The following is an 18,417-nucleotide window of genomic DNA, read 5'->3' on the forward strand; positions in this document are numbered from 1 at the left end:
GCCTGCCCGGCGAGACGCCGTCTTGCCGGCGATTGCCTGGCCGGCGGTCGGCGGCGTCACCGTGTGCGACCGTCGGTATCCCGGACAGCCGCATCCAAGCAAGGAACACCAGGTACCGCAACGCTTCCGTGCTGTAAGCGCGATAGTCGCTGCTGTCGCGGCCGACCTCGACGAGCCCTGCTCGCTCGTAATGGCGGAGCGTGTGCGGCGAGGTGTCCAGCATGCCGGCGACCTCGGCGATGATCGACCGCCTGGTCCATCACGCCGAAGTCCTCACCCTCACCGGTGACTCCTACCGCACCCGCCAACGCCGCAACCTACTCCGCGACCAACAGCAGGATCCGGACAAAACTGATCACACCCTGCAGTGCCCTCCGTTGTCATCTGGGCTGCGCGTCGGAACGTCCGTGAAAAGTTGGCGCTACTTGTAGCGCGAGTGCCGGGGCCTGTTCGAGTCTCTTCTGCTTCCGACGAGCGAGAACTGCTCAAATTGGTCTTCGGGAGGCGGTTCGACGTAATTTTCGTCGGCACACAAGCGGATTTCACTGGGACGGCGAACGCCGGCGACCCTTCAGTGGGTCGTCGAGGGCGCGGTGCGGGTAGTGCCGGAGGCGGATCTGGTCAGCATCACCCTGCGCGCCGGCGAGGGTGGGTTCCACACCCCCGTGCTGACCGACGACACGGCCGAGGCGCTGGACGCGATCCAGTACCGGACGGGCGAAGGACCCTGCCTGGAAGCCGCCCGGCAAGACGGCCCCGGGCACGCCCTGACCAACGACCTCGCAGCATCGACGGCGTTTCCCGAGCTCGGGACCCGGGCCGCGCAGCTGGGCTTCGGCTCACTGCTCGCCACGACTCTGCTTGCGAACCCGGCGTCGGATTTGCCGCCGGGCGCGAGCAACCTCTACAGCCGCCGGACCGACGCCTTCGATGACGTGGCGGTCGGTCGATCACGCGCTGATCCTGTCCTCGCACGCTTCTCCGGCGCTGGCCGGTGCGTCCGCTCGCACTGCGGCGGAGCTGCGACAGCAGCATCTGCAGCGCGCCGTCGACAGCCGGGAGCCGATCGGCCAGGCCAAGGGCATCTCGATGAACCGCCGAGGCGTGTCCGCCGACGAAGCGTTCGACATCTTGCGTCGCACTTCTCAGCAGCTCAACGTCAAGCTGAACGTTCTGACCCACACCCTCACCGAGCGACATCACGAACTGGACGACGCTGCTGGTGGTGACCGAATTGGTCAGCAACGCCTGCGAACACGGCGGCGGACCCTGCACCTGCGGTCGTCCGTTCCCCGTTGTCGGTGTTGCGGGGCCGTGGCCTCGTGCTGGTCGAGGCGCTGAGCGTCGACTGGGGTGTGCGTTGTTCGTCCGAGTCGGACGGCAAGACCGTGTGGGCCCAGGTGCGCTGTGACGGCGCCGGCCAAGTCCGCTGCGTCGACGGCCGATGAGGAACCTTTTCGTGCCGGCGTTACCCGGGGATGGTCGGCTCGGCAGGGGCCGTCATGCGACGCGGGAGCTGACCGCGGTGGTGAAGCGCAGTTCGACGTGGGTGGGCAGGTCGTCGAGGTCGAGGGCCTGGCACAGCCTGGGCACCCCCTCGTCGCGGATGCGGTCGCGGATCTCGGCGGGGTCGCCGTCCTGCTCGACCGAGACGACCGCGAGGAGCTCGGGGTGGTCGCGGGGGCCGCTGAGGGCCGCCGTCGCGGTACGCACGCCAGGGTAGCCGCGCACTTCTTCGGTGAACGGGGCGACGGCCGTGGTGGTGGCCAGATCCGTCGTGCCGGCGTCTGGATCGGTTTCGAAGTGCCAGATGCGGTTTCCGGGTTTGCGGCTCAGCTGGGCGGCCAGCCAACGCAGCCCGGCCAGCGCGACGACGATCCCGGCGGCTGCGGTCACGTACCACGCCCAGGTCGGCGGCAGTGCGGTGCCCGGCACGATCGGCCGGTCCGCGCCGAGCGCCGGGAGCCAGTGGAAGCGGATCGCTGCCGGGACCGCGCCGCCGGCGAGCAAGAGCAGCCCGAGGATGACGAGCAGGGTGCGGTTGAGTCGGGCGGGACGGTTCACGACGTGCTCCTCACTGCGCGAAGACGGACCTTGACCTCGGGACGGCGGACCGGGTCGATCCGGTCCAACCGGTTCGCGACGGCGACGCGAACCGCGTCGGCGATGCCGTCGGGGCGGGTGCGGCGGGTCTGCACCCGGACGCGGACGCTGCGCCGTCGCACCTTCAGCCGCGCTTTGTCCACGCCGTCGACCCGTTCCGCGGCCGCCCGCAAGGTCGAGCCGTAGCTGTGGCGCGAGGCGCCCGAGTCCAGGTCGCCGCGCAGCGGGAGCACGGTGAGCTTGCCCGGCAGTACCGCCGCGAGCACGAGCGTCAGGCCGAGCAGGGCGACGACCCCGCCGGTGACGACGACGGGCAGGTCGGCCCAGCGCAGGTCGTGCAGCCGTCGTGCGATCGCGCCGTAGTCCAGCCACGGGCGTTCGCCGAGGATCATCTGGATGGCGACGATCGCGGCGAGCGCACCGGCCGCGGTCACGACCAGGGCGGTCAGGGCGGCCGGCGTGCTGCGACGGGGGCGGCGTTTCACGAGACCCTCCTGGAGGACGTGGTCAGCGGGTGCAGCGCGGTGACGGTGATGTCGACCTGCTCGACGTCGAGCCCGGTCAGTTCGTTCACCCGCTCGCGCAGGTGAGCTCGGGCCTTGTCGGTGGTGCGAGCGACCGAGGCGGGGTAGGTGATCGACAGCCGGGTGGTCAGCCGCACCCGGTCGCCGTCGACCTCGGCGTCGACCTTCACCGAGCGGTCGGCGTCTTCGCCGCCGAGCGCGACCCCCAGGACGCGCCCGGCGGCGCCGCCGACGTCGCCGAGCTCGCGGGCGGCGTGCGCGGCGATCCGTTCGACCGCGTGGCCGGAGATGACCAGGTCACCCCGCTCTTCGGCGGGCACAGTGGTGGTCATGGCTCAGCTCCGGTCCCGGCCGAAGAGCTGGGCGAGGTCGATCTTGCCGTCGAGGTGGCGGCCGATGAGGAAGCCGATGGCGCCGAGCACGAGGACGGTCAGGAACGCTCCGAACCCGCCGAAGGCGAGTGCGAGGCCGAGCGCGAGACCGGTCAGCAGACCGGTGCGGGTGGCATTCATGGAACCTCCGTCAAGAAGTGGTGGGTGTGGCCACGTCGCCGACGAACACGCGCACAGGCCGGTCGAGCGGGCCGATCGTGACCCGGACCGCGGTCGCCGCCGCGGAGGCGGTCACCGGGTAGCGAAGCACGATGCCGATGGTCACTTCTTCGTTACCGACGCGGACCCCGGCAACGCGCCGGCCGGGCAGCAGCGTCGCGATTTCCCCGACCCGGCCGCCGTGCGGGCCCGCCACCTCGGGCAGGCCCGCCAAGGCGCCGGCGATCGCGACTGCGTCGGGTGTCACTGCACCCGGCCGGTGTCGGCGACCTGGTCGTCGGCGTCGTCGCCGGGCAGGTTGAGGTCGCCGACGGCGATGTTGACCTCGACGACCTCGAGGCCGGTCATCTGCTCGACGGCGGTGATCACGTTGCGTCGGACCGAGCGCGCGAGGTCGGCGATCGACACGCCGTATTCGACGACGATCTGCAGGTCGACCGCGGCCTGCTTCTCACCCACCTCGACCGAGACGCCCTGGCCCGCCGACGCGGTCGCACCCGGGATGCGTTCGCGGATCGCGGAGAAGGCGCGGGCGGCGCCGCCGCCGAGGGAGTGCACCCCGGCCACCTCGCGGGTGGCCAGACCGGCGATCTTCTGCACGACGGTGTCGGCGATCGTCGTCGAGCCCTGGCTGGTGACGAGGTCGCCGGTCGCCTTGGTGGTGGCGGGGGTCTTCGTGGTCGTCTCGGCCATGGTGTTCCTCCTTCGTCGGGTGAACCGTTGTGCCGGAAGGACCCGGGGCGCAACGGAATCGTCACGGCCACGTTCGAGTGAACACGGTCACGCGGCCGGGGAAATGACGAATGGGTCGCCGAGGTGTCTTGATGGGCATGGCCGTCCACAGGGGACGGGACCGGTACGGGAGGAGCGGCTCATGTCGTTGGGCGACAAGATCGGGAACAAGGCCGAAGACTTCGGTGGCAAGGCGAAGGAGACGGCGGGCAAGGTCACCGGGGACGACGAGCTGCGCGCCGAAGGCCAGGCCGACCAGGCCAAGGCTGGTGTGAAGGACGCGGTCGAGAACGTCAAGGACGCGGTCGGCGATGCCGTCGACAAGGTCAAGAACGTGCTGAAGAAGGACTGAGTCCCAACGGGACCGGTGGCCGGCCAGGGAGCGGCCGCCCACCGTCCGGGGCGGAGGGAAGTGTTCGATGTCGACGCTCGAACGATCCCGGGGTCGCGGCTTCGTGGGCCTGCTCGCCGGTGTGTTCGCGGCAACCTCGGTGTTCGTGGTGCTGACGATTTCCGTGTCCGGTAAGCCTGGTTGGACGGCGGAGTTCGACGACGTCCTCCACACGTGGTTGGTCACCCACCGCACCGCGCCGCTGGACGTGCTCGCCCGGGTGGTGACCTTGACCGCGACTCCGGTGTTCGCCACGGTGTGGGTGTTCGCGATCGCGGTGGCTGTCTGCTCCGGCACGGCGGTCGAACGGCTGCGCCGTGCGATGGCCCTGGCGGCGCTCATGGGCGTCACCCTGGTGGCCCGGTACGTCGTGTCCCAGCTCATCGCCCGCCCACGTCCGCCTCGCACGGATTGGGCGTGGCACGCCACGGGGCAGTCATTCCCCTCCGGGCACACCACCGCGGCCGCGCTGGCCGCCGGTATCGTCGGCTGGTTGACCATCCGCCGCGTGCGCGGGCGGTTCCAGCGGTGTCTTTTGTGGACAGTGGCGGCGGGTTACGTGCTGGTGATCGCGTGGACGCGCACCTATCTGGGGGTGCACTGGCCGACCGACGTCCTGGCCGGTGCTGCTTTCGCCGTCGCCGTGATGTTTTTGGTTGCCGCCGGAAGGGCGGCACGGCTCACCGGGACGTCGCCGCGTGGTGCCGGGGTCAGAAGACGGCCAGCGGGTTGACCGGTACCCCGGTGGCGCCGTGGAGCCGGGGCGGCGCGATGGTCAGCAGGAAAGCGTACCGGCCGAGTTCGGCGCAGAGCGTGGCCAGTTCGCCGACTTCGGCGCTGTCGATCAGCGGCAGCCCGAGGTGGGCCAGCCCGATTCGGTGCAGGGGCATCGGCTCCTGCGGGTCGAGGGGCGGGAAGGCGTCGCCGATGTCGCCGGCGTAGACCGACACATCGCGTCGCTGCAGCCAGGTGACCGCGTCGGTCGTCAGGCCCGGGGTGGGTGCCTCGCCGCCCCAGCCGAAGGTCCAGCCGCCTCGGACGACGACGGCGTCGCCGGGCTCCACGCGGACCTCGCCGTGGCGCTCGGCGGCGTCGAGGTCGGCGCCGGTGACGGCGTGGCCGGCGGGGAGGCGGTCGCCGGGGGCGAGGTCGAGCAGGACGCCGCGGGTGAGCACGCCGCTCGCGAACGCCGTGGTCGAACCGTGCTGGATGCCGCCCGGGGTGACGGCTTCGGCCAGCGGGCGGCCGGGGTAGACGAGCCCGTCGACCGGCAGGTGCGCCACGGCGTCGAGGTGGGTCAGCGCCGGGTGGTGCGGGGTCACGACCAGTATCTCGGCCATGCCCATCGGCGGGATGCCGGTGTGCAGCAGGGCTTGCTGCACCGGCGGGGAAGCCGGCGCGGCCGGGGTGAAGGGGCCGCCCAGCATCGACGCGGGTTCCACCGGCCGGGCCAGGGACACCCACCGGCCGGTGCGGGCTTCGGCCACGGCCCGGGCGCGCACCTCGTCGGTGATCAGGTTGAGGGTGCCCAGCTCGTCGCCGGCCCCCCAGCGGCCGCGGTTGCCGTCGATCGTTTCGGTCATCTTCGGTGGCCTTCCGGTGTGGCACGATGATCCCCAGACGTACTTAGTCTATCAAGTACTTAGATTATCGAACAAACCGACAGCTGAGGAGAATGTGGTGTCGGGAGAAGCGAACCGGCCGGTGCCCCCGGAACTGGCGGAGCTGGACCCCGCGACCGATGCGGTGCGCGGCCTGATCGACGCGTCCCAGGACCTTGCCGTGCGCATGGCGCGGGTGATGGGCATGCACGCCACCGACATGCGGGCGGTCATGGTGCTCAGCGAAGCCGGCCCGCTGGGGGCCACCGAACTCGCGAGCCGTCTCGGGCTGACCGGAGCCTCGGTCACCGCGCTGGTGGATCGGTTGGAACGTGCCGGTAACGTCGAGCGGGTCCGGGACGTCGCCGATCGCCGCCGGGTCACGATCATCGGAAACCCCGCGGGCAGGCTGGCGGTGCTGACGGCGTGGGCGCCGGCCATCCGCCGGATCGACGAGGTCTGCCGGAGTTTGACCGGCACCGAACGGGAGCTGGCGCTCACCCTCTTGGCCCGGCTGACCGCGGCGGTGCAGGAGGGCGGTCAGTCGTGACGGCAGTGGTCCGAAGCCGGCGCTGGGCGCTGAGCGGATCACCGGGTGAGCGACGCCGGCCGTGCGCTCTCGTAGTCGTCGAGGTCGATGTCTGTCGCGAAGTGGTCGCTGAGCTTCATCAGCGGCCTGAAGAAAGCGGACACCGAGAAGAGCCGGTTGCGCGCCCGGATGCCCCACCGCGACGCGGGTGCGAGCAGCCGCCCGGCGTTGACCTTCTGTGACACCTTGGCGTAGCCGAGCATCGCGGTCTCGTAGCGCCGGAAAGCGGCGCCGTGTTCTCCGGCGGCGCGCTTGAGCTCCCCGGCGAGCACGTACGCGCCCACGAGGGCCAGCCCGGTGCCGAACCCGCCCAGCGCGTTGCCGTACGCGGCGTCTCCCACGAGCGCGACCCGGCCGGTGGTGTACCGGTCCATCGTCACCCGGCTGATCGAGTCCAGGTAGAACTCTTGGGCCGCCGGAAGCAGGTGCAGGAGCTCGGGAATTCGCCACCCGCCCCCCGCGTACGCGGCTCGCACGATTTCCTTCTGTGCGGCGGTGTCCTCGCGGTCGTACTCGATCGGTCCGGAGGCGAAGACGAAGAACGCGGGCGCCTTGCCGCCGAGCGCCACCGAGCGACCCGGTTCGGAGTACAGCACGTCCTCCTCGTCGGTCCCGAGGTCGGCCAGGGCGTAGTGGTAGCCGAGGTGGCGGACGTAGTCCCGCTCCGGCCCGAAGGCGAGGCCGCGCACAGCGGAGTGAATGCCGTCCGCGCCGACCACCAGGTCGTAGGTTCGAGGGGGAGCGTGGGTGAAGGTCACGTCGACGCCCTCGGCGGTCTCGGCCAGAGCCGTGATCGAGTCGCCGAAGAGGTATTCGCACGTGTCGGCGGTTCGTTCGTGCAGCAGCACCGCGAGATCACCGCGGGGGATGTTCAGTTCGCCACCGCCGAACTCGCCGGGCACCTTGCCGATGCGGCGGCCGGTGGTGTCGACGATCGCGCCGTCCGGCGATTCCACGTGCCGGCGCAGGGCCGCTTCGAGCAGCCCCATCCGGCGCAGCACGGTGAGGTGGGTGGCGCCCTTGAGGTCGACGGCCTGGCCGCCCGGCCGGACACCGGACGCTTTCTCCACGACCGTGACGTCGAAGCCGTGGCGGTCCAGCCAGAAGGCCAGCGCCGGCCCGGCGATGCTCGCGCCGGAAATCAGGATTCGGGTTCTGGGCATGACGAAGTCCTTCGTGGGCGGGGTGCGGGTGGTGCCGGAGCGGTCAGGTGGTCGCGCGCCGGTCGGAGCTGTGGACCGTGCGGAAGTGGTGGTCGAGGTCGTCGAGGACCGCGTCGACCACGTCGACGAGCTCGTCGGCCAGCGCATCGGGCGGCGTCGCGTCGAGGATGCCCCGGCCGGTGCGGTCGACGATGAGCTGGAAGACCGACACCAGCGCGGCGGCGTGCGCCCGGGCGACACCCGGGTGGATGGCGGGGAAAGCGGTGCGGATGGCGGCGGCCGCGGTGTCGGCCTGGTCGTCGAACATCTCCAGCGCGAACCGGCGGATGGCCGGGCTGGCGGCGCACAGCGCGGGCAGCTCGCCCCGCGCGGTTTCGGTGGTCGACTCCCGGTACCGCTCGATGTCGATGTGCGCCAGGGTGCGCACGGCCTGCGCCGGACTGGTCCCGGCCGAGCGGTCGAGCAGGGCGTGCGAAAGCCGTTCACGGAACTCGTCGACGCGGTCGAACACCAGGTCGCGTTTGTCGGGGAAGTAGTTGTGGACGGTCTGGTCGGAGACGCCGGCGGCCCGGGCGACTTCGGCGATCGACACCTCGTCGTAGCCGCGGCCGGCGAACAGCAGTGCCGCGGTGTCGGCGATGTGCTGGCGCGTCTGCGCTTTCTTGCGTTCGCGGAGTCCCGGCTGGCGTGGCATAGCCCCGACTTTAGCGCGAAATCTTGGGGTCGTCAAAAATTTGTACCTGTCAAAAATTACCAGGCTGTCGGCGGGTCGAACGGCCGGTGGTCGGGGGCACAGACCGTGCCAGGCGACGGCAGGACCAGGTCGACCAGGTAGTCGTCGAGCCGGCGGTCGACGCACTGGCTGCGCCCTCCGTAGGCGACGCCGTGCCCGGCGGTGTCAGCGGTGAGCAGACGGGCCGAGCCGAGCAGCCGGCTGGTGTCGACGGCGTCTTCGTACGGGGTGGCCGGGTCGCCGAGCCGGTTGCCGACCAGCAGCAGCGGGTGCGCGGTGGGGCGGTTCCACGGGCCGGTGTAGCGGTCGGGATCGGTGACGGGCCAGCTCGCGCAGGGCAGCGAGCGGTAGGTCCAGGCGGAGGCGAACCCCGGCGCAGAAGGTTCGGCGAGGCGCGCGTAGCGGCCGACGGCCCGGGGGTCGCGGGGGTTGTCGGAGTCGGTGCAGGCGACCGCGCTGAACCAGGTGTTGAACGCGTTGAGCGGCTCGTCGTCCGTGGGGGCGAACCGCGTCGAACCCGCTACGGGGACGCGGATGCCCGCCGAGGCCGGGGGCTGCTGGGCGGCTTGGTGCAGGGTCTGCAGGAACGGGGTCAGACTCACCGCTGCGTCGGGGTCGTACAGCCCGGTGAGCATCCGGTTGACCAGGTCGCGGTAGGTGATCTGCCGGGCGTCGCCGTGGGAGTCGAGGTAGGTCAGCGGGCCGCGGCGCACCGTGGCCAGCAGGGCGTCGTACTTGCGGTCCAGGCTCTGTTCGGTCGCGCCGGGTTCGCCGAACGCGCACTCCGGGTGGGCCGCGCACTCCCGCACGACGGTGCGCAGAGCCGTCTGGGCACCCAGGAACGGCGCGACGCGGTAGGTGAACGGCTGGGCGTTCTCGCCCGGCGCGCGCCCGGTCGTCCACTCCTGTGGGTTCAGCACCCCGTCGAGCACCATGGCCCGGACCCGCCGGGGGAACATGTTGGCGTAGACCTCGCCGAGGTGGGTGCCGTAGGAGGTGCCGAGGTAGGTCAGCTGGGGGTCGCCGACGGCGCGGCGCAGCAGGTCGAGATCGCGGGCGACGTTGGCGGTGGACATGTGGCCCAGCAACGGCCCGGCGTGCTGGGCGCAGCGGGCGGTGACGTCGCCGACCCGTTGGATGACCGCGGTTTCCTCGGCCGCGGTCACGGGGAAGTCCGGGCTGAGGGCCGCGTCGTCGGCAGAGTCGTCGGAGCAGGTGACCGGGCTCGAAGCCTTGGTGCCGCGCGGGTCGAAGCCGACGATGTCGAAGCGCGCGCTCACGACCGGTTCCAGCCGGGGCGGGATCCGCCCGCCGGCGCCGGGTCCGCCGGGGTTGGCGAACAAAGTGCCGATCCGGTGCTGCGGGTCGGTCGCGGGTCGTTTGCTCAAGGCGAGGGCGATCCGGGGGCCGCCGGGATCGCGGTAGGACAGCGGCACCTGCGCGGTGGCGCACAACAGGTTGCCGCCGGAACCGCAGGTGGTCCAGTCGAGTACGGGAGTGGCGGCCCGGTCGGGGTCGGCGGAGCCGGTCGTGGCGTGGGCGGCGACGGCCGTCCCGGCGGTGACCGCCAGGGCGACGGTGCCGATGGTGAGGGCGCGGCGAAGCCCGTGGTGTTCTGCCCGCATCGGGAACTCACTCCTCGTGGTGCCGGGGGGAGCGGTGGCTCCGGGTGACCGTGCGGACGTTAAGCGGGCGGGCCCGGCCGCGGAACGGCCGGTCAGCCGGGAAAAAGGAGCCGTTCGGCCGATGCCGGACGACGTTCCGCCCGGCCGCCGCCGGGCCCGCCGGCGGTGGTCAGCGCTCCGATGCCGTGCCCGGCAAGAAAGAACGCAGCTCCTCCAGCACCGCACCCGGGACCTCTTCGGGCAGGAAGTGGCCGGCGGGCAGGCCGCGTCCGGTGACGTCGGTGGCGTACTCGCGCCAGACGTCCAAGGGCTGATAAGCCCGGCCGACGAAGGACTGCTCGCCCCAGAGCACCAGTGTGGGTGCGGTGACCTTGTGCCCGGCCTCGGCGGAGGCGTTGTCGTCGGCCATGTCCGAGGTGGCGCCGCAGCGGTAGTCCTCGCAGGTGGCCGCGATGGTGGCCGGGTCGCTGAACGCGCGGACGTAGTCGGCCATCACGTCGGGTTCGATGGTGACGCCGCGGCCGAGCAGGCGGTCGATCATCGTGTGGATCCAGAACCCGGGGTCGTGGCCCAGGAGCCGTTCGGGGATGCCGCCGCCGGCGGCGGCGAGGAACCAGTGGAAGTACGCCGAAGCCATGGTGTGGTCGACGTGGGTGAGCACGTGCCGGGTGGGCACGATGTCCAGCGCGGCGAACCTGTCCACGGCCTCCGGGTGGTCCAGGGCGAGCCGCTGGCCGACGCGGGCACCGCGGTCGTGGGCGACGAGGTGGAAGCGGTCGAACCCGAGGTGCCGCATCACCGCGAGCTGGTCGGCGGCCATGGAGCGTTTGGCGTAGACGCGGTGTTCGGCGTCGGGGGCGGGTTTGGCGCTGTCGCCGTAACCGCGCAGGTCGGTGGCGACCACGGTGAAGTGCTCGGCGAGCGCGGGTGCGATGTGCCGCCAGATGAGGTGAGTCTGCGGGTAGCCGTGCAGCAGGAGCAGCGGCGGGCCACTGCCCGCCACGGCGGTGGTGATCATCGTGCCGTTCGCGTCGATCTGCTGGTAGCGGAACGGGCCGGGAAGCCGGGCCATGGAGCACCTCCGGATCGGGTCGTGGCGGGTCAGTCGACGTCTTCGGTCCGGTCGGCCTGCGGAAGGCCGTTGTAGCCCCACGACTTGCCGGGGATCTCGTGGACTTCGATGTAGAAGATCGGCGCGAGCTCGCCGAGGATGCGTTCGAGCGCGGCGTAGGCGTGGTCGATGAACCGGGCTTTCTCGATGTCGGTGTTGATCCCGGTCGAGACGCTGACTTCCAGATGTCCGCCGGTGCCGGTCACCGGCTGCGAGCCGATGAACCACGAGCCGGCCTCGACGAGGTTGATCTGGACGACCGTGATCCGGGCGATCTTGCCGAGGTCCTGGGCCAGCAGGTCGGTCAGCGCGGTGGCGAGTTCCTTCTTGGTGGTGTCGTCGAGGGTGGGGTCGTTGAGGGTGAGGCGGACGAACGGCATGGGGGTGTCCCTTCTCCGGCCGGTGGAGCGAGCCACCGGCGATGTTTTGGGCTGACCAGACCATTCCTACTCGACGAAAAATGGTCTGTCCAGCCCAATTTTGGTAAGGTGATCGGCGTGACAGAAGTCGATGAGCGATCGCTGACGCCCAAGGGGCAGGCCACCCGGGCTCGCGTCCTCGAGGTGGCGGCCGAGCTGTTCTACGAACGGGGCAGCGGCGGAACCACCAACGAGGACCTGCGGGCCGCGGCGGGGGTCAGCGGTTCGCAGCTGAACCACTACTTCCCGAGCCGGGCGGCACTCGTGGGTGCCGTGCTGCGCAGGCGGGTCGCCGACGCCGTGGACCCGGCGCGGTCCGACGGATCGGGTGTTCCGGACTCGCTGGCGACCCTGCGGTCGTGGGCCGACTCGTACGTGCGGCGCTACGAAACGCTGGCCGGGGGGTGCAAGGTCGGCTCTCTGGCCGGCGAGCTGCTGAAGACGGCGCCGGACCTGCGCTCGGAAATCAGCGACGGGTTCGAGCGCTGGCGGCGGTCCTTCCGCGACGGTTTAAGCACCATGCGGGCGAACGGCGAGCTGGCCGGGGACGCGGACGTCGACTACCTCAGCCTGGTGCTGCTGTCCTCGTTGCAGGGCGGCCTGCTGCTGACGCAGGCGTCCGGGACGACGGTGGCGCTGCGGGCGGCCCTTGACGGCGCCATCCAGGTCGTGACCGGCTACGCCGTGAAGTAGCCGGTCGTCGGCATGGCGTGGTCGCCGGTCACGCTCGGGCCGGCGCCGGAATCTGTGGCTCGGCCAGGGGGGCCGCGGCCACGCGCAGCTCGTCCAGGGCTTCACGCATGCGGTGGCCGAGGTCGACGTCGTCGACCTCGGTGCACCAGCGGGCGAAGCCGCGGTTGACGGCCAGGGCGCCGAACTGTCCCGCGAGGGTCGCGGTGGCTTCGGGAACGCCTCGGCGCTGGAGAGCGGTGGTCATCGCCGTCGCGAGTTCGGCGGTCTTGAAGGCGGATCGTTCCCGGAGCTCGGGACTGGCCGCGACCGTCGCGCCCAGGCTGGCGCCGAACGCGCGCTGTTCGGCGGTGAAGGACTCGGCGAGCCGGGACAGGCCCGACGACAGTGCTTCGTGGAGCGCGGCGTCCGGTGGCGCCGCGCCGATCCCCGCGGACAGCAGGTCGGCGTGCTCCTGTTGACCGGCGAAAAGCACTTCGCGTTTGTCGGGGAAGTGGCGGAAGAACGTGGCGCGGCTCAGTCCGGCTCGTTCGGCGATCTGGGTCGTGGTGATCGCCTCATAGCCCTGCTCCGCGCTCAGCTCGACGGCGGCGCGCACCAGGCGCATGCGCGTGTCCGGTTCCCAGCGGCCCATGGTGGCCAGCTTACTGATGAGACGCTGTCTCGTCGACGTGCTACGGTGACGAGACAACGTCTCATCAAGGAGTGATCATGCAGGTTTTCGTCACCGGCGGCACCGGCACCATCGGCTCGGCCGTCGTCACCGAACTGCTCACCCACGGCCACACCGTGCTCGCCCTGGCCCGCTCGGACCGCTCCGCGCACACCCTGGAAACCGCCGGTGCCACCGTGCTGCGCGGCGACCTGTCCGACGTCGGGCTCCTGCGCTCGGCGGTCGCGCGGTCCGAGGGGGTGATCAGCCTGGCGTTCGGCCGGGACAACGCCAGCCCGGAAACCCTGGCCGCGGCAATGGCCGAAGAAAGCGCCGCGACGACGGCGATGGGGGACGAACTGGCCGGCACCGGCCGGCCGATCGTCACCGTGTCGGGCACCCCGTGGATCCCGGGTCGCTTGGCCACCGAAGCCGACCCGCTGCCGCTGGAGGGCCCGGTCGCCGACCGCGCGCGTTCGGTGACCGCTCTGCTGGAGCTGGCCTCGCGCGGGGTGCGCAGCTCGGCGGTGCGGATGCCCCGAACCGTGCACAACGACGGGCAGGGCGGCTTCGCCGGCCTGCTGACCGACGAGGCGCGCCGCAGCGGCGTGGCGGGCTATCCGGGTGACGGCACCCAGCGCTGGCCCGCGGTGCACGCGCTCGATGCGGCGGTGCTGTTCCGGCTGGCGCTGGAATCGGCGCCGGCCGGCACGGCGTGGCACGCGGTCGCCGACGAAGGCGACGCGGTCCGCGATATCGCCGAGGTCATCGGCCGGCGGCTCGGCCTGCCCGCGCAGTCGGTGCCCCAGGAGACTTTCGGGCCGCTGGGACCGATCTTCGCGATGGACCAGCCTGCCTCCAGCGCGCACACCCGCGAGGCGCTCGGGTGGAAGCCGGTGTACCCCAGCCTGCTCGAGGACCTGGAAAACCTCCAGGCCTGAACGTGCGCGCCCGACGGCGGCAGGCGTTGTGCGGTGCGTACCGGCTGCCGCAAATGCGGGATCGCATTCAGCGGTCACGATGGGGGCGTACGCCGTCTCGGCGCGAGTTCGCGTGCATCCGCTACCCGGGGTCGGGGCTGTTGCCACAAAAGTGCTGCGAAGACCCTGGTGGGAGAGTGTCAGTTCAGGCGGTTGCGCCGGAGCATTTGCGCCCGCCACGCCACACGCCCGCGATGGAGAGGGTGTCGCCGATGGTGGCCGTCGGGTCCCCGTCGACGAGCAGCAGGTCCGCGCGCAGCCCGGCGGAGACGCGGCCGCGGTCGTCGAGACCGAAGCGCCGGGCCGGGACCGAGGTGGCCGCGCGCAGAGCGCGCACCGGCGAGAAGCCGGCCTCGACGAGCAGCGCCAGCTCGTGGTGCACGCTCGCGCCGTGGGCCAGTCCGCCGCCGGTCGGGAAGTCGACGGAGGCGTCGGTGCCGACGAGGATGTCGACGCCGGCGGCATCGAGGGCGGCGACACTGGCGAGGGAGTTGTCGAAGGGCGCGTTCCAAGTGGACAGGGACCGACCCAGCGCCGCGGTCCAGTTCGGGGCCAGTCTGCTGCTCACGCGGGGGTCGGCCGCCAGCTCCGGGGCGGCGAGGCCCATGAAGGAACGGGCCAGCACCAGGCACGGGGTCACGAAGGCTCCGGAAGTGGCGATCGTGTCGACGAGCTGGTCGTCGTGGGGGCGGTCGATGAACAGGTGGACCAGGGCGTCGGTGCCGCTGCGCGCGGCCTGGGTCCAGGTGGCCGCGGTCTGCGCGTGCGTCATCACCAGGCGCCCGTGTTCGTGGGCAGCCCGCACGCCGGCGTCGTAGGCGTCGTGGACCAGCAGCGGGAGACCGGGCATACCCATGACGGTGCCCTCCTCGAGGATGAACTTGATGTAGTCCGACCCGCCGCCCACGAGCCGCTCGACCAGGGTGCGCGCCTCGCCGGGCGAACTGGTCTGCGGGAACTGCGAGGGGTCGGGCACACCGGGGCCGGTGAGGTTCGCGAACAGCTGGGTGGGGTGGCCGTGCGGGGCGGTGACCGGCTGCCCGGCGCCGCGAACGTCGGCGCTGTCGGGGCGGGCCGCCCACTCCGCGCGGTCCTGTGCGGACGCGGGGCCGCCCATGTCCAGCACGGTGGTGACCCCGAAGCGCAGGGCAGTGGCGAGGTCGTCGGGTCCGGCGTGGGCGTGGGCGTCGAGCAGGCCGGGCAGCAGGGTGCGGCCGGTGCCGTCGACGGTCACGTCGATGTCCGCGAGGAGTTCCGGCCCGCCGACGGCGGCGATCCGGTCCCCGTCGACGACGACCGTCGTCGACGGGTGGACCTGCTCGCCGTCGAAGACGCGGACGTGGGTGAAGGCGGTGCGCATGTCTGAGGTCCTTCCGCGGTGATCACGAGCCGAGCGATGTGTACGACCATACACATATGTGTTCGAGCGTACACATCAGCTACAGTGCGGGCGTGACCGAGACGGAGAGCAACGCGAACAGTGATGCCGGACGGGCTGCGGGCGGGCGGGCGCGCGATGCGGCCCGCACCCGGGCGACGATCCTCGCCGAGGCTCGTCGCCAGTTCGCGACCGCCGGTTACAGCGCGACCGTGCGAGCCATCGCGGACGGCGCGGGGGTCTCGCCGAACCTGATCACGCGCTACTTCGGGGGTAAGGACGGCCTGTTCCTCGCCGCCGCGCAGGTCCACCTTGACCTCGCTGAGCTCGACGGGCCACGCGACACCCTCGGCCGGCGGCTCGCCGATGCGGCCGTGGCGCGGTGGAGCGGCATCCAGGGCGAGGACCCGCTGCTCGTGCTGCACCGGGCCTCGGGTGAACGCCCCGAGGCCGCCCGGGCCTTGACTGCCTTCCTCGACGAGGAGTCGCTGCGGCCGTTCACCGAACAGCTGCTGCGTTACGGTCTGCCGCCTGCTGAGGCCGCGGCGCGCGCCGCGGCGGTCGACGCGCTCGTTTTGGGGGTGAGCACGCGGCGGCGGGTGCTGACCGATGACCTCGGCGACCTCGATGTGCTGCGCGACTGGCTCGCCGCCGCGGTCCAGCGCCTCGTCGACGCTCCCTGACCGGCATCTCGTGGCAAACGGACTGGCCGTGGCCTCGCGGACCAGCGTAGACGTGACCTCGGGTGTCGGCGAACCCAGCCTAGGGCCGAGGCCGCCGGCCACGATGGTCGATTCGACGAGGACGCCGATTCGCCGGTTGTCGTGTTCTGTCTCGCCGCTGCCCGGGACCCTCGGCTGGGCGGCGCAGAGGTGCTCGCCTCCGAACCGGGTTGCGGTCCCTGCCGGTTCCGCACGGCCACGCCGACCCAGGACGCGCAGCCCCATTCGCGGCGATGCCGAGCGTCCTGGCCGGTCCGTCCTGGCCGGCGCGCTCGTAGACGCGCACGTCGACTTGACGGCTCGCTCGCCGACCGGCAACGCCGGGGTCCATCGTGGATCACCGTTGTGGACGAACACTTGATCTTCAGCGCCACGTACCTGATCGCCACCAGGCGCGCATGCACGAGGGACGCTGATGGCTGGCGGGGGACGCCGCACACGTGCACAGTCCCGCGGGCGGGCAGGGGATGAACACCGGCCTGAAGGATGCGGTGAACCTCGGCTAAAAGGTGGCGGCGGTCGTCCGCGGGTTCGCCGGGGCGGAGCTGCTCAAGACCTATTCGGCCGAGCGGGTGCCCGTCGGGGCCGCCCTGCTGGACTCGATCGCCGCGGTAAGCCGGTATGTCACCGGTGACGACCTTCGCGGGGCCAGCGCGGCGGCGTTGGCCGAAACCGGACGGACCATCATCGGAGCTGCCAACGGGCTCGGCGTGTCCTACCCGGACAGTCCCTTGACGACACCGCGCCGCGGAGAGCCGCGGCGCGGTCCACCTCCCGGCGAACGGGTCGCCCAGGTCGACGCGGAACGAGCGCGTTCGGGGTGGCGCGACGTGCTCGCCGCGGTGGCCGAGCCCGGTTGGACGCTCGTGCACCTCAGCCACGCCGATGGCCACCGCGCGCCGCGGCCCGGTGCACCACCACGGAAATCGACGACTCGGAGCTGACCTCGGCGCGGAGCCGGATGGCTGGCTGCTGCTCTGCTCGGACGGCTACCTCGTCGCGGGCGGGGCCCGCGAGGCCGAGGTCCCGACCCATTCGGTTACTTCGCATAGCTCAGGTGGGAAGTCCGAGCCCACTTCGGATGGGCTGAAGTTTCGCCGGAGTCCGGTCACCTCTTGATTGCGTACGGTCGACTCCGCAGGTCGGCAGGTGGTAAGGGGCACGGCCCTGGCCTGGGCGTATCCGGACGATCTTCTTGGGGCGTTCCCGCATCTGGCATGCGTCCCCATGTCCCGGTTCAGGCGGTGTGCAGTCGCCGGGAGTGGTGGCGGGCACTGCGGTGAAGCGTGGCCGTGAGTGCCGCGGCTGCGAGAAGTGCTGCTGCGAGAGCGGCGACGATCGCGACGGCGAGTGTCGCGCGGCCCAGTGCGGCGGTCAGCACACCGGTGAGCACTGCGGCGATGCCTTGGGTGACCCGGAGCAGGGTGCTGGCCAGTGCGCTGACGCGGCCGCGGACCTGGTCGGGTAGCAGGTGCAGCAACCTCGTCTGCGCGGGCGCGAGGGTCATCGATCCTGCTCCGGTCAGAGCGAACAACGTGAAGACGAGCCAGGCCGGGGGCGTCAGCGGCAGCACGAGCAGCGGGGCGACGGTGAGGGCGGCCAAGGGCCACAGCAGGCGGTTCTGGGTGTCGCGGCCGAGCCGGGTGAGGGTGAGACCGACCAGGAGCAAGCCGATCGAGTCGACGGCGAGCAGCGCACCGACCGCTGTTTCGGGGACGCCCACCTCGGTGGCGAGCGGGACGATCACCGCGGTCGCGGCGGTGCTCAGTCCGGTCGCCGCCGGCACCACGAGCAGAGCCAGCACCTCAGGGCGTCTGCGCAGCCGGATGGCCGGTGCGCGGTTCGGCGCGGCGGCGGACCAGGCGGTCGCGGCCGGCCGGTGGCTGACGCCCAGCCGCAGGATCGCGGCCGCGGCCAGGAAGCTGACGGCGTCGACGATCAGGGCCGGTACCGCGCCGATCGCGACCACCGCGATGCCGCCACCGGCGAGGCCGAGCAGCATCCCGGCCTCGCGTACCACGAACAGCAGTGGCCGGGCTCGGGCCGCCGCGCCGTCGCCGAGGATGTCGCCGATCAGCGTGGTCTGCGCGGCCTTGCACACCGGTCCGACCGCGCCCACAACGCCGCTGCCCACCGCAAGCAGCGCAGTCGGGGCACCACACGCGATGACCACGGCCAGCACCACGGCTTGGCTCAGGGCACCGACCACCATGACCTCGCGGCGGGGGAACCGGTCGGCGAGCCAGCCGAGAGTGGTGCCGGTCAGCAGTGGCGGGAAGAACGTCAGCCCGTAGGCCAGGCCGCCGAGTGCGGCCGAGCCGGTGCGGTCGAACACGGTGACGGTGAGCGCGACCTTGCTGAACTGGTCGCCCAGCACCGAACACACTTCGGCCGCGATGACGGCGCGTTGCTGCACCACCGGAGGACGCGGTGTCCTCGGCGATGGTCTCGGC

25 protein-coding genes and 1 pseudogene are annotated in these 18,417 nt (G+C 71.6%); 10 read left to right on the plus strand and 16 right to left on the minus strand.

Features of this window, described 5'->3' with window-relative positions:
• Positions 1-169: 169 nt before the first annotated feature.
• Positions 170-223 (minus strand): annotated as a pseudogene (locus ACZ61C_RS30480) (MerR family transcriptional regulator); the annotation flags it as partial.
• On the opposite strand from ACZ61C_RS30480, the gene ACZ61C_RS30485 reads away from it, so the two are divergent.
• The gene (locus ACZ61C_RS30485) at positions 222-431 is read left to right on the plus strand and encodes an ATP-binding protein (RefSeq protein WP_465311283.1); all 210 of its coding nucleotides are present in this window, start codon (positions 222-224) and stop codon (positions 429-431) included. The pseudogene ACZ61C_RS30480 and the gene ACZ61C_RS30485 overlap by 2 nt on opposite strands.
• Before the next feature lie 499 nt (positions 432-930).
• Positions 931-1,341, plus strand: coding sequence for an ANTAR domain-containing protein (locus ACZ61C_RS30490; protein WP_465311284.1), 411 nt, complete (start codon positions 931-933; stop codon positions 1,339-1,341).
• A 159-nt stretch (positions 1,342-1,500) separates the two neighbouring features.
• On the opposite strand, the gene ACZ61C_RS30495 is transcribed toward ACZ61C_RS30490, so the two are convergent.
• From ACZ61C_RS30495 to ACZ61C_RS30520, 6 genes are read right to left on the minus strand one after another with little or no spacing between them, the layout of a single operon-like run.
• Positions 1,501-2,064 carry an alkaline shock response membrane anchor protein AmaP gene (locus ACZ61C_RS30495; RefSeq protein ID WP_465311285.1) on the minus strand — a complete coding sequence of 188 codons (564 nt, stop codon included), beginning with the start codon at positions 2,062-2,064 and terminating at the stop codon, positions 1,501-1,503.
• A complete protein-coding gene (locus ACZ61C_RS30500) occupies positions 2,061-2,588 on the minus strand; it encodes a DUF6286 domain-containing protein (protein ID WP_465311286.1) in 528 nt (175 codons plus the stop codon). Before ACZ61C_RS30500 ends, ACZ61C_RS30495 begins: the two co-directional genes overlap by 4 nt.
• Entirely contained in the window at positions 2,585-2,959 is a 375-nt protein-coding gene (locus ACZ61C_RS30505) for an Asp23/Gls24 family envelope stress response protein (RefSeq protein WP_465311287.1), read from the minus strand. The genes ACZ61C_RS30500 and ACZ61C_RS30505 overlap by 4 nt, the downstream gene beginning before the upstream one ends.
• A gap of 3 nt (positions 2,960-2,962) precedes the next feature.
• Positions 2,963-3,139 carry a hypothetical protein gene (locus ACZ61C_RS30510; protein ID WP_465311288.1) on the minus strand — a complete coding sequence of 59 codons (177 nt, stop codon included), beginning with the start codon at positions 3,137-3,139 and terminating at the stop codon, positions 2,963-2,965.
• A 10-nt stretch (positions 3,140-3,149) separates the two neighbouring features.
• Complete coding sequence (locus ACZ61C_RS30515) at positions 3,150-3,425, minus strand: hypothetical protein (protein ID WP_465311289.1); 276 nt, start codon at positions 3,423-3,425, stop codon at positions 3,150-3,152.
• Entirely contained in the window at positions 3,422-3,871 is a 450-nt protein-coding gene (locus ACZ61C_RS30520; protein WP_465311290.1) for an Asp23/Gls24 family envelope stress response protein, read from the minus strand. The genes ACZ61C_RS30515 and ACZ61C_RS30520 overlap by 4 nt, the downstream gene beginning before the upstream one ends.
• Positions 3,872-4,052: 181 nt before the next feature.
• On the opposite strand from ACZ61C_RS30520, the gene ACZ61C_RS30525 reads away from it, so the two are divergent.
• A complete protein-coding gene (locus tag ACZ61C_RS30525; RefSeq protein ID WP_465311291.1) occupies positions 4,053-4,262 on the plus strand; it encodes a CsbD family protein in 210 nt (69 codons plus the stop codon).
• 67 nt (positions 4,263-4,329) lie between these two features.
• Positions 4,330-5,034 (plus strand): phosphatase PAP2 family protein, encoded by a 705-nt coding sequence (locus tag ACZ61C_RS30530; protein ID WP_465311292.1) that lies wholly within the window; start codon positions 4,330-4,332, stop codon positions 5,032-5,034.
• On the opposite strand, the gene ACZ61C_RS30535 is transcribed toward ACZ61C_RS30530, so the two are convergent.
• Complete coding sequence (locus ACZ61C_RS30535; RefSeq protein WP_465311293.1) at positions 5,012-5,884, minus strand: cyclase family protein; 873 nt, start codon at positions 5,882-5,884, stop codon at positions 5,012-5,014. The two genes, ACZ61C_RS30530 and ACZ61C_RS30535, sit on opposite strands and share 23 nt — an antisense overlap.
• Here ACZ61C_RS30535 and ACZ61C_RS30540 point away from each other — a divergent pair.
• Complete coding sequence (locus ACZ61C_RS30540) at positions 5,862-6,452, plus strand: MarR family winged helix-turn-helix transcriptional regulator (RefSeq protein ID WP_465311294.1); 591 nt, start codon at positions 5,862-5,864, stop codon at positions 6,450-6,452. The two genes, ACZ61C_RS30535 and ACZ61C_RS30540, sit on opposite strands and share 23 nt — an antisense overlap.
• A gap of 38 nt (positions 6,453-6,490) precedes the next feature.
• On the opposite strand, the gene ACZ61C_RS30545 is transcribed toward ACZ61C_RS30540, so the two are convergent.
• The 5 genes from ACZ61C_RS30545 to ACZ61C_RS30565 form a co-directional block, all read right to left on the minus strand.
• The gene (locus ACZ61C_RS30545; RefSeq protein WP_465311295.1) at positions 6,491-7,654 is read right to left on the minus strand and encodes an FAD-dependent monooxygenase; all 1,164 of its coding nucleotides are present in this window, start codon (positions 7,652-7,654) and stop codon (positions 6,491-6,493) included.
• A gap of 43 nt (positions 7,655-7,697) precedes the next feature.
• Positions 7,698-8,348, minus strand: coding sequence for a TetR/AcrR family transcriptional regulator (locus ACZ61C_RS30550; RefSeq protein ID WP_465311296.1), 651 nt, complete (start codon positions 8,346-8,348; stop codon positions 7,698-7,700).
• A 56-nt stretch (positions 8,349-8,404) separates the two neighbouring features.
• Positions 8,405-10,012 (minus strand): alpha/beta hydrolase, encoded by a 1,608-nt coding sequence (locus ACZ61C_RS30555; protein ID WP_465311297.1) that lies wholly within the window; start codon positions 10,010-10,012, stop codon positions 8,405-8,407.
• A 169-nt stretch (positions 10,013-10,181) separates the two neighbouring features.
• Positions 10,182-11,084, minus strand: coding sequence for an alpha/beta fold hydrolase (locus tag ACZ61C_RS30560; RefSeq protein WP_465311298.1), 903 nt, complete (start codon positions 11,082-11,084; stop codon positions 10,182-10,184).
• 29 nt (positions 11,085-11,113) lie between these two features.
• Positions 11,114-11,503: a tautomerase family protein gene (locus tag ACZ61C_RS30565; protein WP_465311299.1), complete on the minus strand. Its 390-nt coding sequence runs from the start codon at positions 11,501-11,503 to the stop codon at positions 11,114-11,116.
• A gap of 117 nt (positions 11,504-11,620) precedes the next feature.
• Here ACZ61C_RS30565 and ACZ61C_RS30570 point away from each other — a divergent pair, with 117 nt between their 5' ends.
• On the plus strand, positions 11,621-12,235 hold the full coding sequence (locus ACZ61C_RS30570; protein ID WP_465311300.1) for a TetR/AcrR family transcriptional regulator: 615 nt from the start codon (positions 11,621-11,623) through the stop codon (positions 12,233-12,235).
• A gap of 28 nt (positions 12,236-12,263) precedes the next feature.
• On the opposite strand, the gene ACZ61C_RS30575 is transcribed toward ACZ61C_RS30570, so the two are convergent.
• A complete protein-coding gene (locus ACZ61C_RS30575) occupies positions 12,264-12,866 on the minus strand; it encodes a TetR/AcrR family transcriptional regulator (protein ID WP_465311301.1) in 603 nt (200 codons plus the stop codon).
• A gap of 77 nt (positions 12,867-12,943) precedes the next feature.
• Here ACZ61C_RS30575 and ACZ61C_RS30580 point away from each other — a divergent pair, with 77 nt between their 5' ends.
• Positions 12,944-13,825, plus strand: coding sequence for an SDR family oxidoreductase (locus ACZ61C_RS30580; RefSeq protein ID WP_465311302.1), 882 nt, complete (start codon positions 12,944-12,946; stop codon positions 13,823-13,825).
• Between the two features lie 184 nt (positions 13,826-14,009).
• Here ACZ61C_RS30580 and ACZ61C_RS30585 read toward each other — a convergent pair whose 3' ends face one another.
• Positions 14,010-15,224 carry an amidohydrolase family protein gene (locus ACZ61C_RS30585; RefSeq protein WP_465311303.1) on the minus strand — a complete coding sequence of 405 codons (1,215 nt, stop codon included), beginning with the start codon at positions 15,222-15,224 and terminating at the stop codon, positions 14,010-14,012.
• A gap of 92 nt (positions 15,225-15,316) precedes the next feature.
• Between ACZ61C_RS30585 and ACZ61C_RS30590 the strand changes: the two genes are divergently transcribed.
• From ACZ61C_RS30590 to ACZ61C_RS30600, 3 genes are all read left to right on the plus strand, one after another.
• Positions 15,317-15,925, plus strand: a complete 609-nt coding sequence (locus tag ACZ61C_RS30590; RefSeq protein ID WP_465311304.1) for a TetR/AcrR family transcriptional regulator — start codon at positions 15,317-15,319, stop codon at positions 15,923-15,925.
• 479 nt (positions 15,926-16,404) lie between these two features.
• The gene (locus ACZ61C_RS30595) at positions 16,405-16,470 is read left to right on the plus strand and encodes an FAD-dependent monooxygenase (protein WP_465311430.1); all 66 of its coding nucleotides are present in this window, start codon (positions 16,405-16,407) and stop codon (positions 16,468-16,470) included.
• Between the two features lie 3 nt (positions 16,471-16,473).
• Entirely contained in the window at positions 16,474-16,908 is a 435-nt protein-coding gene (locus ACZ61C_RS30600; protein ID WP_465311305.1) for a hypothetical protein, read from the plus strand.
• A gap of 293 nt (positions 16,909-17,201) precedes the next feature.
• On the opposite strand, the gene ACZ61C_RS30605 is transcribed toward ACZ61C_RS30600, so the two are convergent.
• Positions 17,202-18,383 (minus strand): MFS transporter, encoded by a 1,182-nt coding sequence (locus ACZ61C_RS30605; protein ID WP_465311306.1) that lies wholly within the window; start codon positions 18,381-18,383, stop codon positions 17,202-17,204.
• Between the last annotated feature and the right edge of the window lie 34 nt (positions 18,384-18,417).

This window comes from Amycolatopsis sp. NPDC104587, from assembly GCF_055583645.1.

What these genes read in the sequence shown, in the direction of transcription:
- ACZ61C_RS30485 (WP_465311283.1), top strand. Translation starts at nt 222, where the DNA reads ATGCCGGCGACCTCGGCGATGATCGACCGCCTGGTCCATCACGCCGAA.
- ACZ61C_RS30490 (WP_465311284.1), top strand. Translation starts at nt 931, where the DNA reads ATGACGTGGCGGTCGGTCGATCACGCGCTGATCCTGTCCTCGCACGCT.
- ACZ61C_RS30505 (WP_465311287.1), bottom strand. Translation starts at nt 2,959, where the DNA reads ATGACCACCACTGTGCCCGCCGAAGAGCGGGGTGACCTGGTCATCTCC.
- ACZ61C_RS30510 (WP_465311288.1), bottom strand. Translation starts at nt 3,139, where the DNA reads ATGAATGCCACCCGCACCGGTCTGCTGACCGGTCTCGCGCTCGGCCTC.
- ACZ61C_RS30520 (WP_465311290.1), bottom strand. Translation starts at nt 3,871, where the DNA reads ATGGCCGAGACGACCACGAAGACCCCCGCCACCACCAAGGCGACCGGC.
- ACZ61C_RS30525 (WP_465311291.1), top strand. Translation starts at nt 4,053, where the DNA reads ATGTCGTTGGGCGACAAGATCGGGAACAAGGCCGAAGACTTCGGTGGC.
- ACZ61C_RS30530 (WP_465311292.1), top strand. Translation starts at nt 4,330, where the DNA reads ATGTCGACGCTCGAACGATCCCGGGGTCGCGGCTTCGTGGGCCTGCTC.
- ACZ61C_RS30535 (WP_465311293.1), bottom strand. Translation starts at nt 5,884, where the DNA reads ATGACCGAAACGATCGACGGCAACCGCGGCCGCTGGGGGGCCGGCGAC.
- ACZ61C_RS30545 (WP_465311295.1), bottom strand. Translation starts at nt 7,654, where the DNA reads ATGCCCAGAACCCGAATCCTGATTTCCGGCGCGAGCATCGCCGGGCCG.
- ACZ61C_RS30550 (WP_465311296.1), bottom strand. Translation starts at nt 8,348, where the DNA reads ATGCCACGCCAGCCGGGACTCCGCGAACGCAAGAAAGCGCAGACGCGC.
- ACZ61C_RS30555 (WP_465311297.1), bottom strand. Translation starts at nt 10,012, where the DNA reads ATGCGGGCAGAACACCACGGGCTTCGCCGCGCCCTCACCATCGGCACC.
- ACZ61C_RS30560 (WP_465311298.1), bottom strand. Translation starts at nt 11,084, where the DNA reads ATGGCCCGGCTTCCCGGCCCGTTCCGCTACCAGCAGATCGACGCGAAC.
- ACZ61C_RS30565 (WP_465311299.1), bottom strand. Translation starts at nt 11,503, where the DNA reads ATGCCGTTCGTCCGCCTCACCCTCAACGACCCCACCCTCGACGACACC.
- ACZ61C_RS30575 (WP_465311301.1), bottom strand. Translation starts at nt 12,866, where the DNA reads ATGGGCCGCTGGGAACCGGACACGCGCATGCGCCTGGTGCGCGCCGCC.
- ACZ61C_RS30580 (WP_465311302.1), top strand. Translation starts at nt 12,944, where the DNA reads ATGCAGGTTTTCGTCACCGGCGGCACCGGCACCATCGGCTCGGCCGTC.
- ACZ61C_RS30585 (WP_465311303.1), bottom strand. Translation starts at nt 15,224, where the DNA reads ATGCGCACCGCCTTCACCCACGTCCGCGTCTTCGACGGCGAGCAGGTC.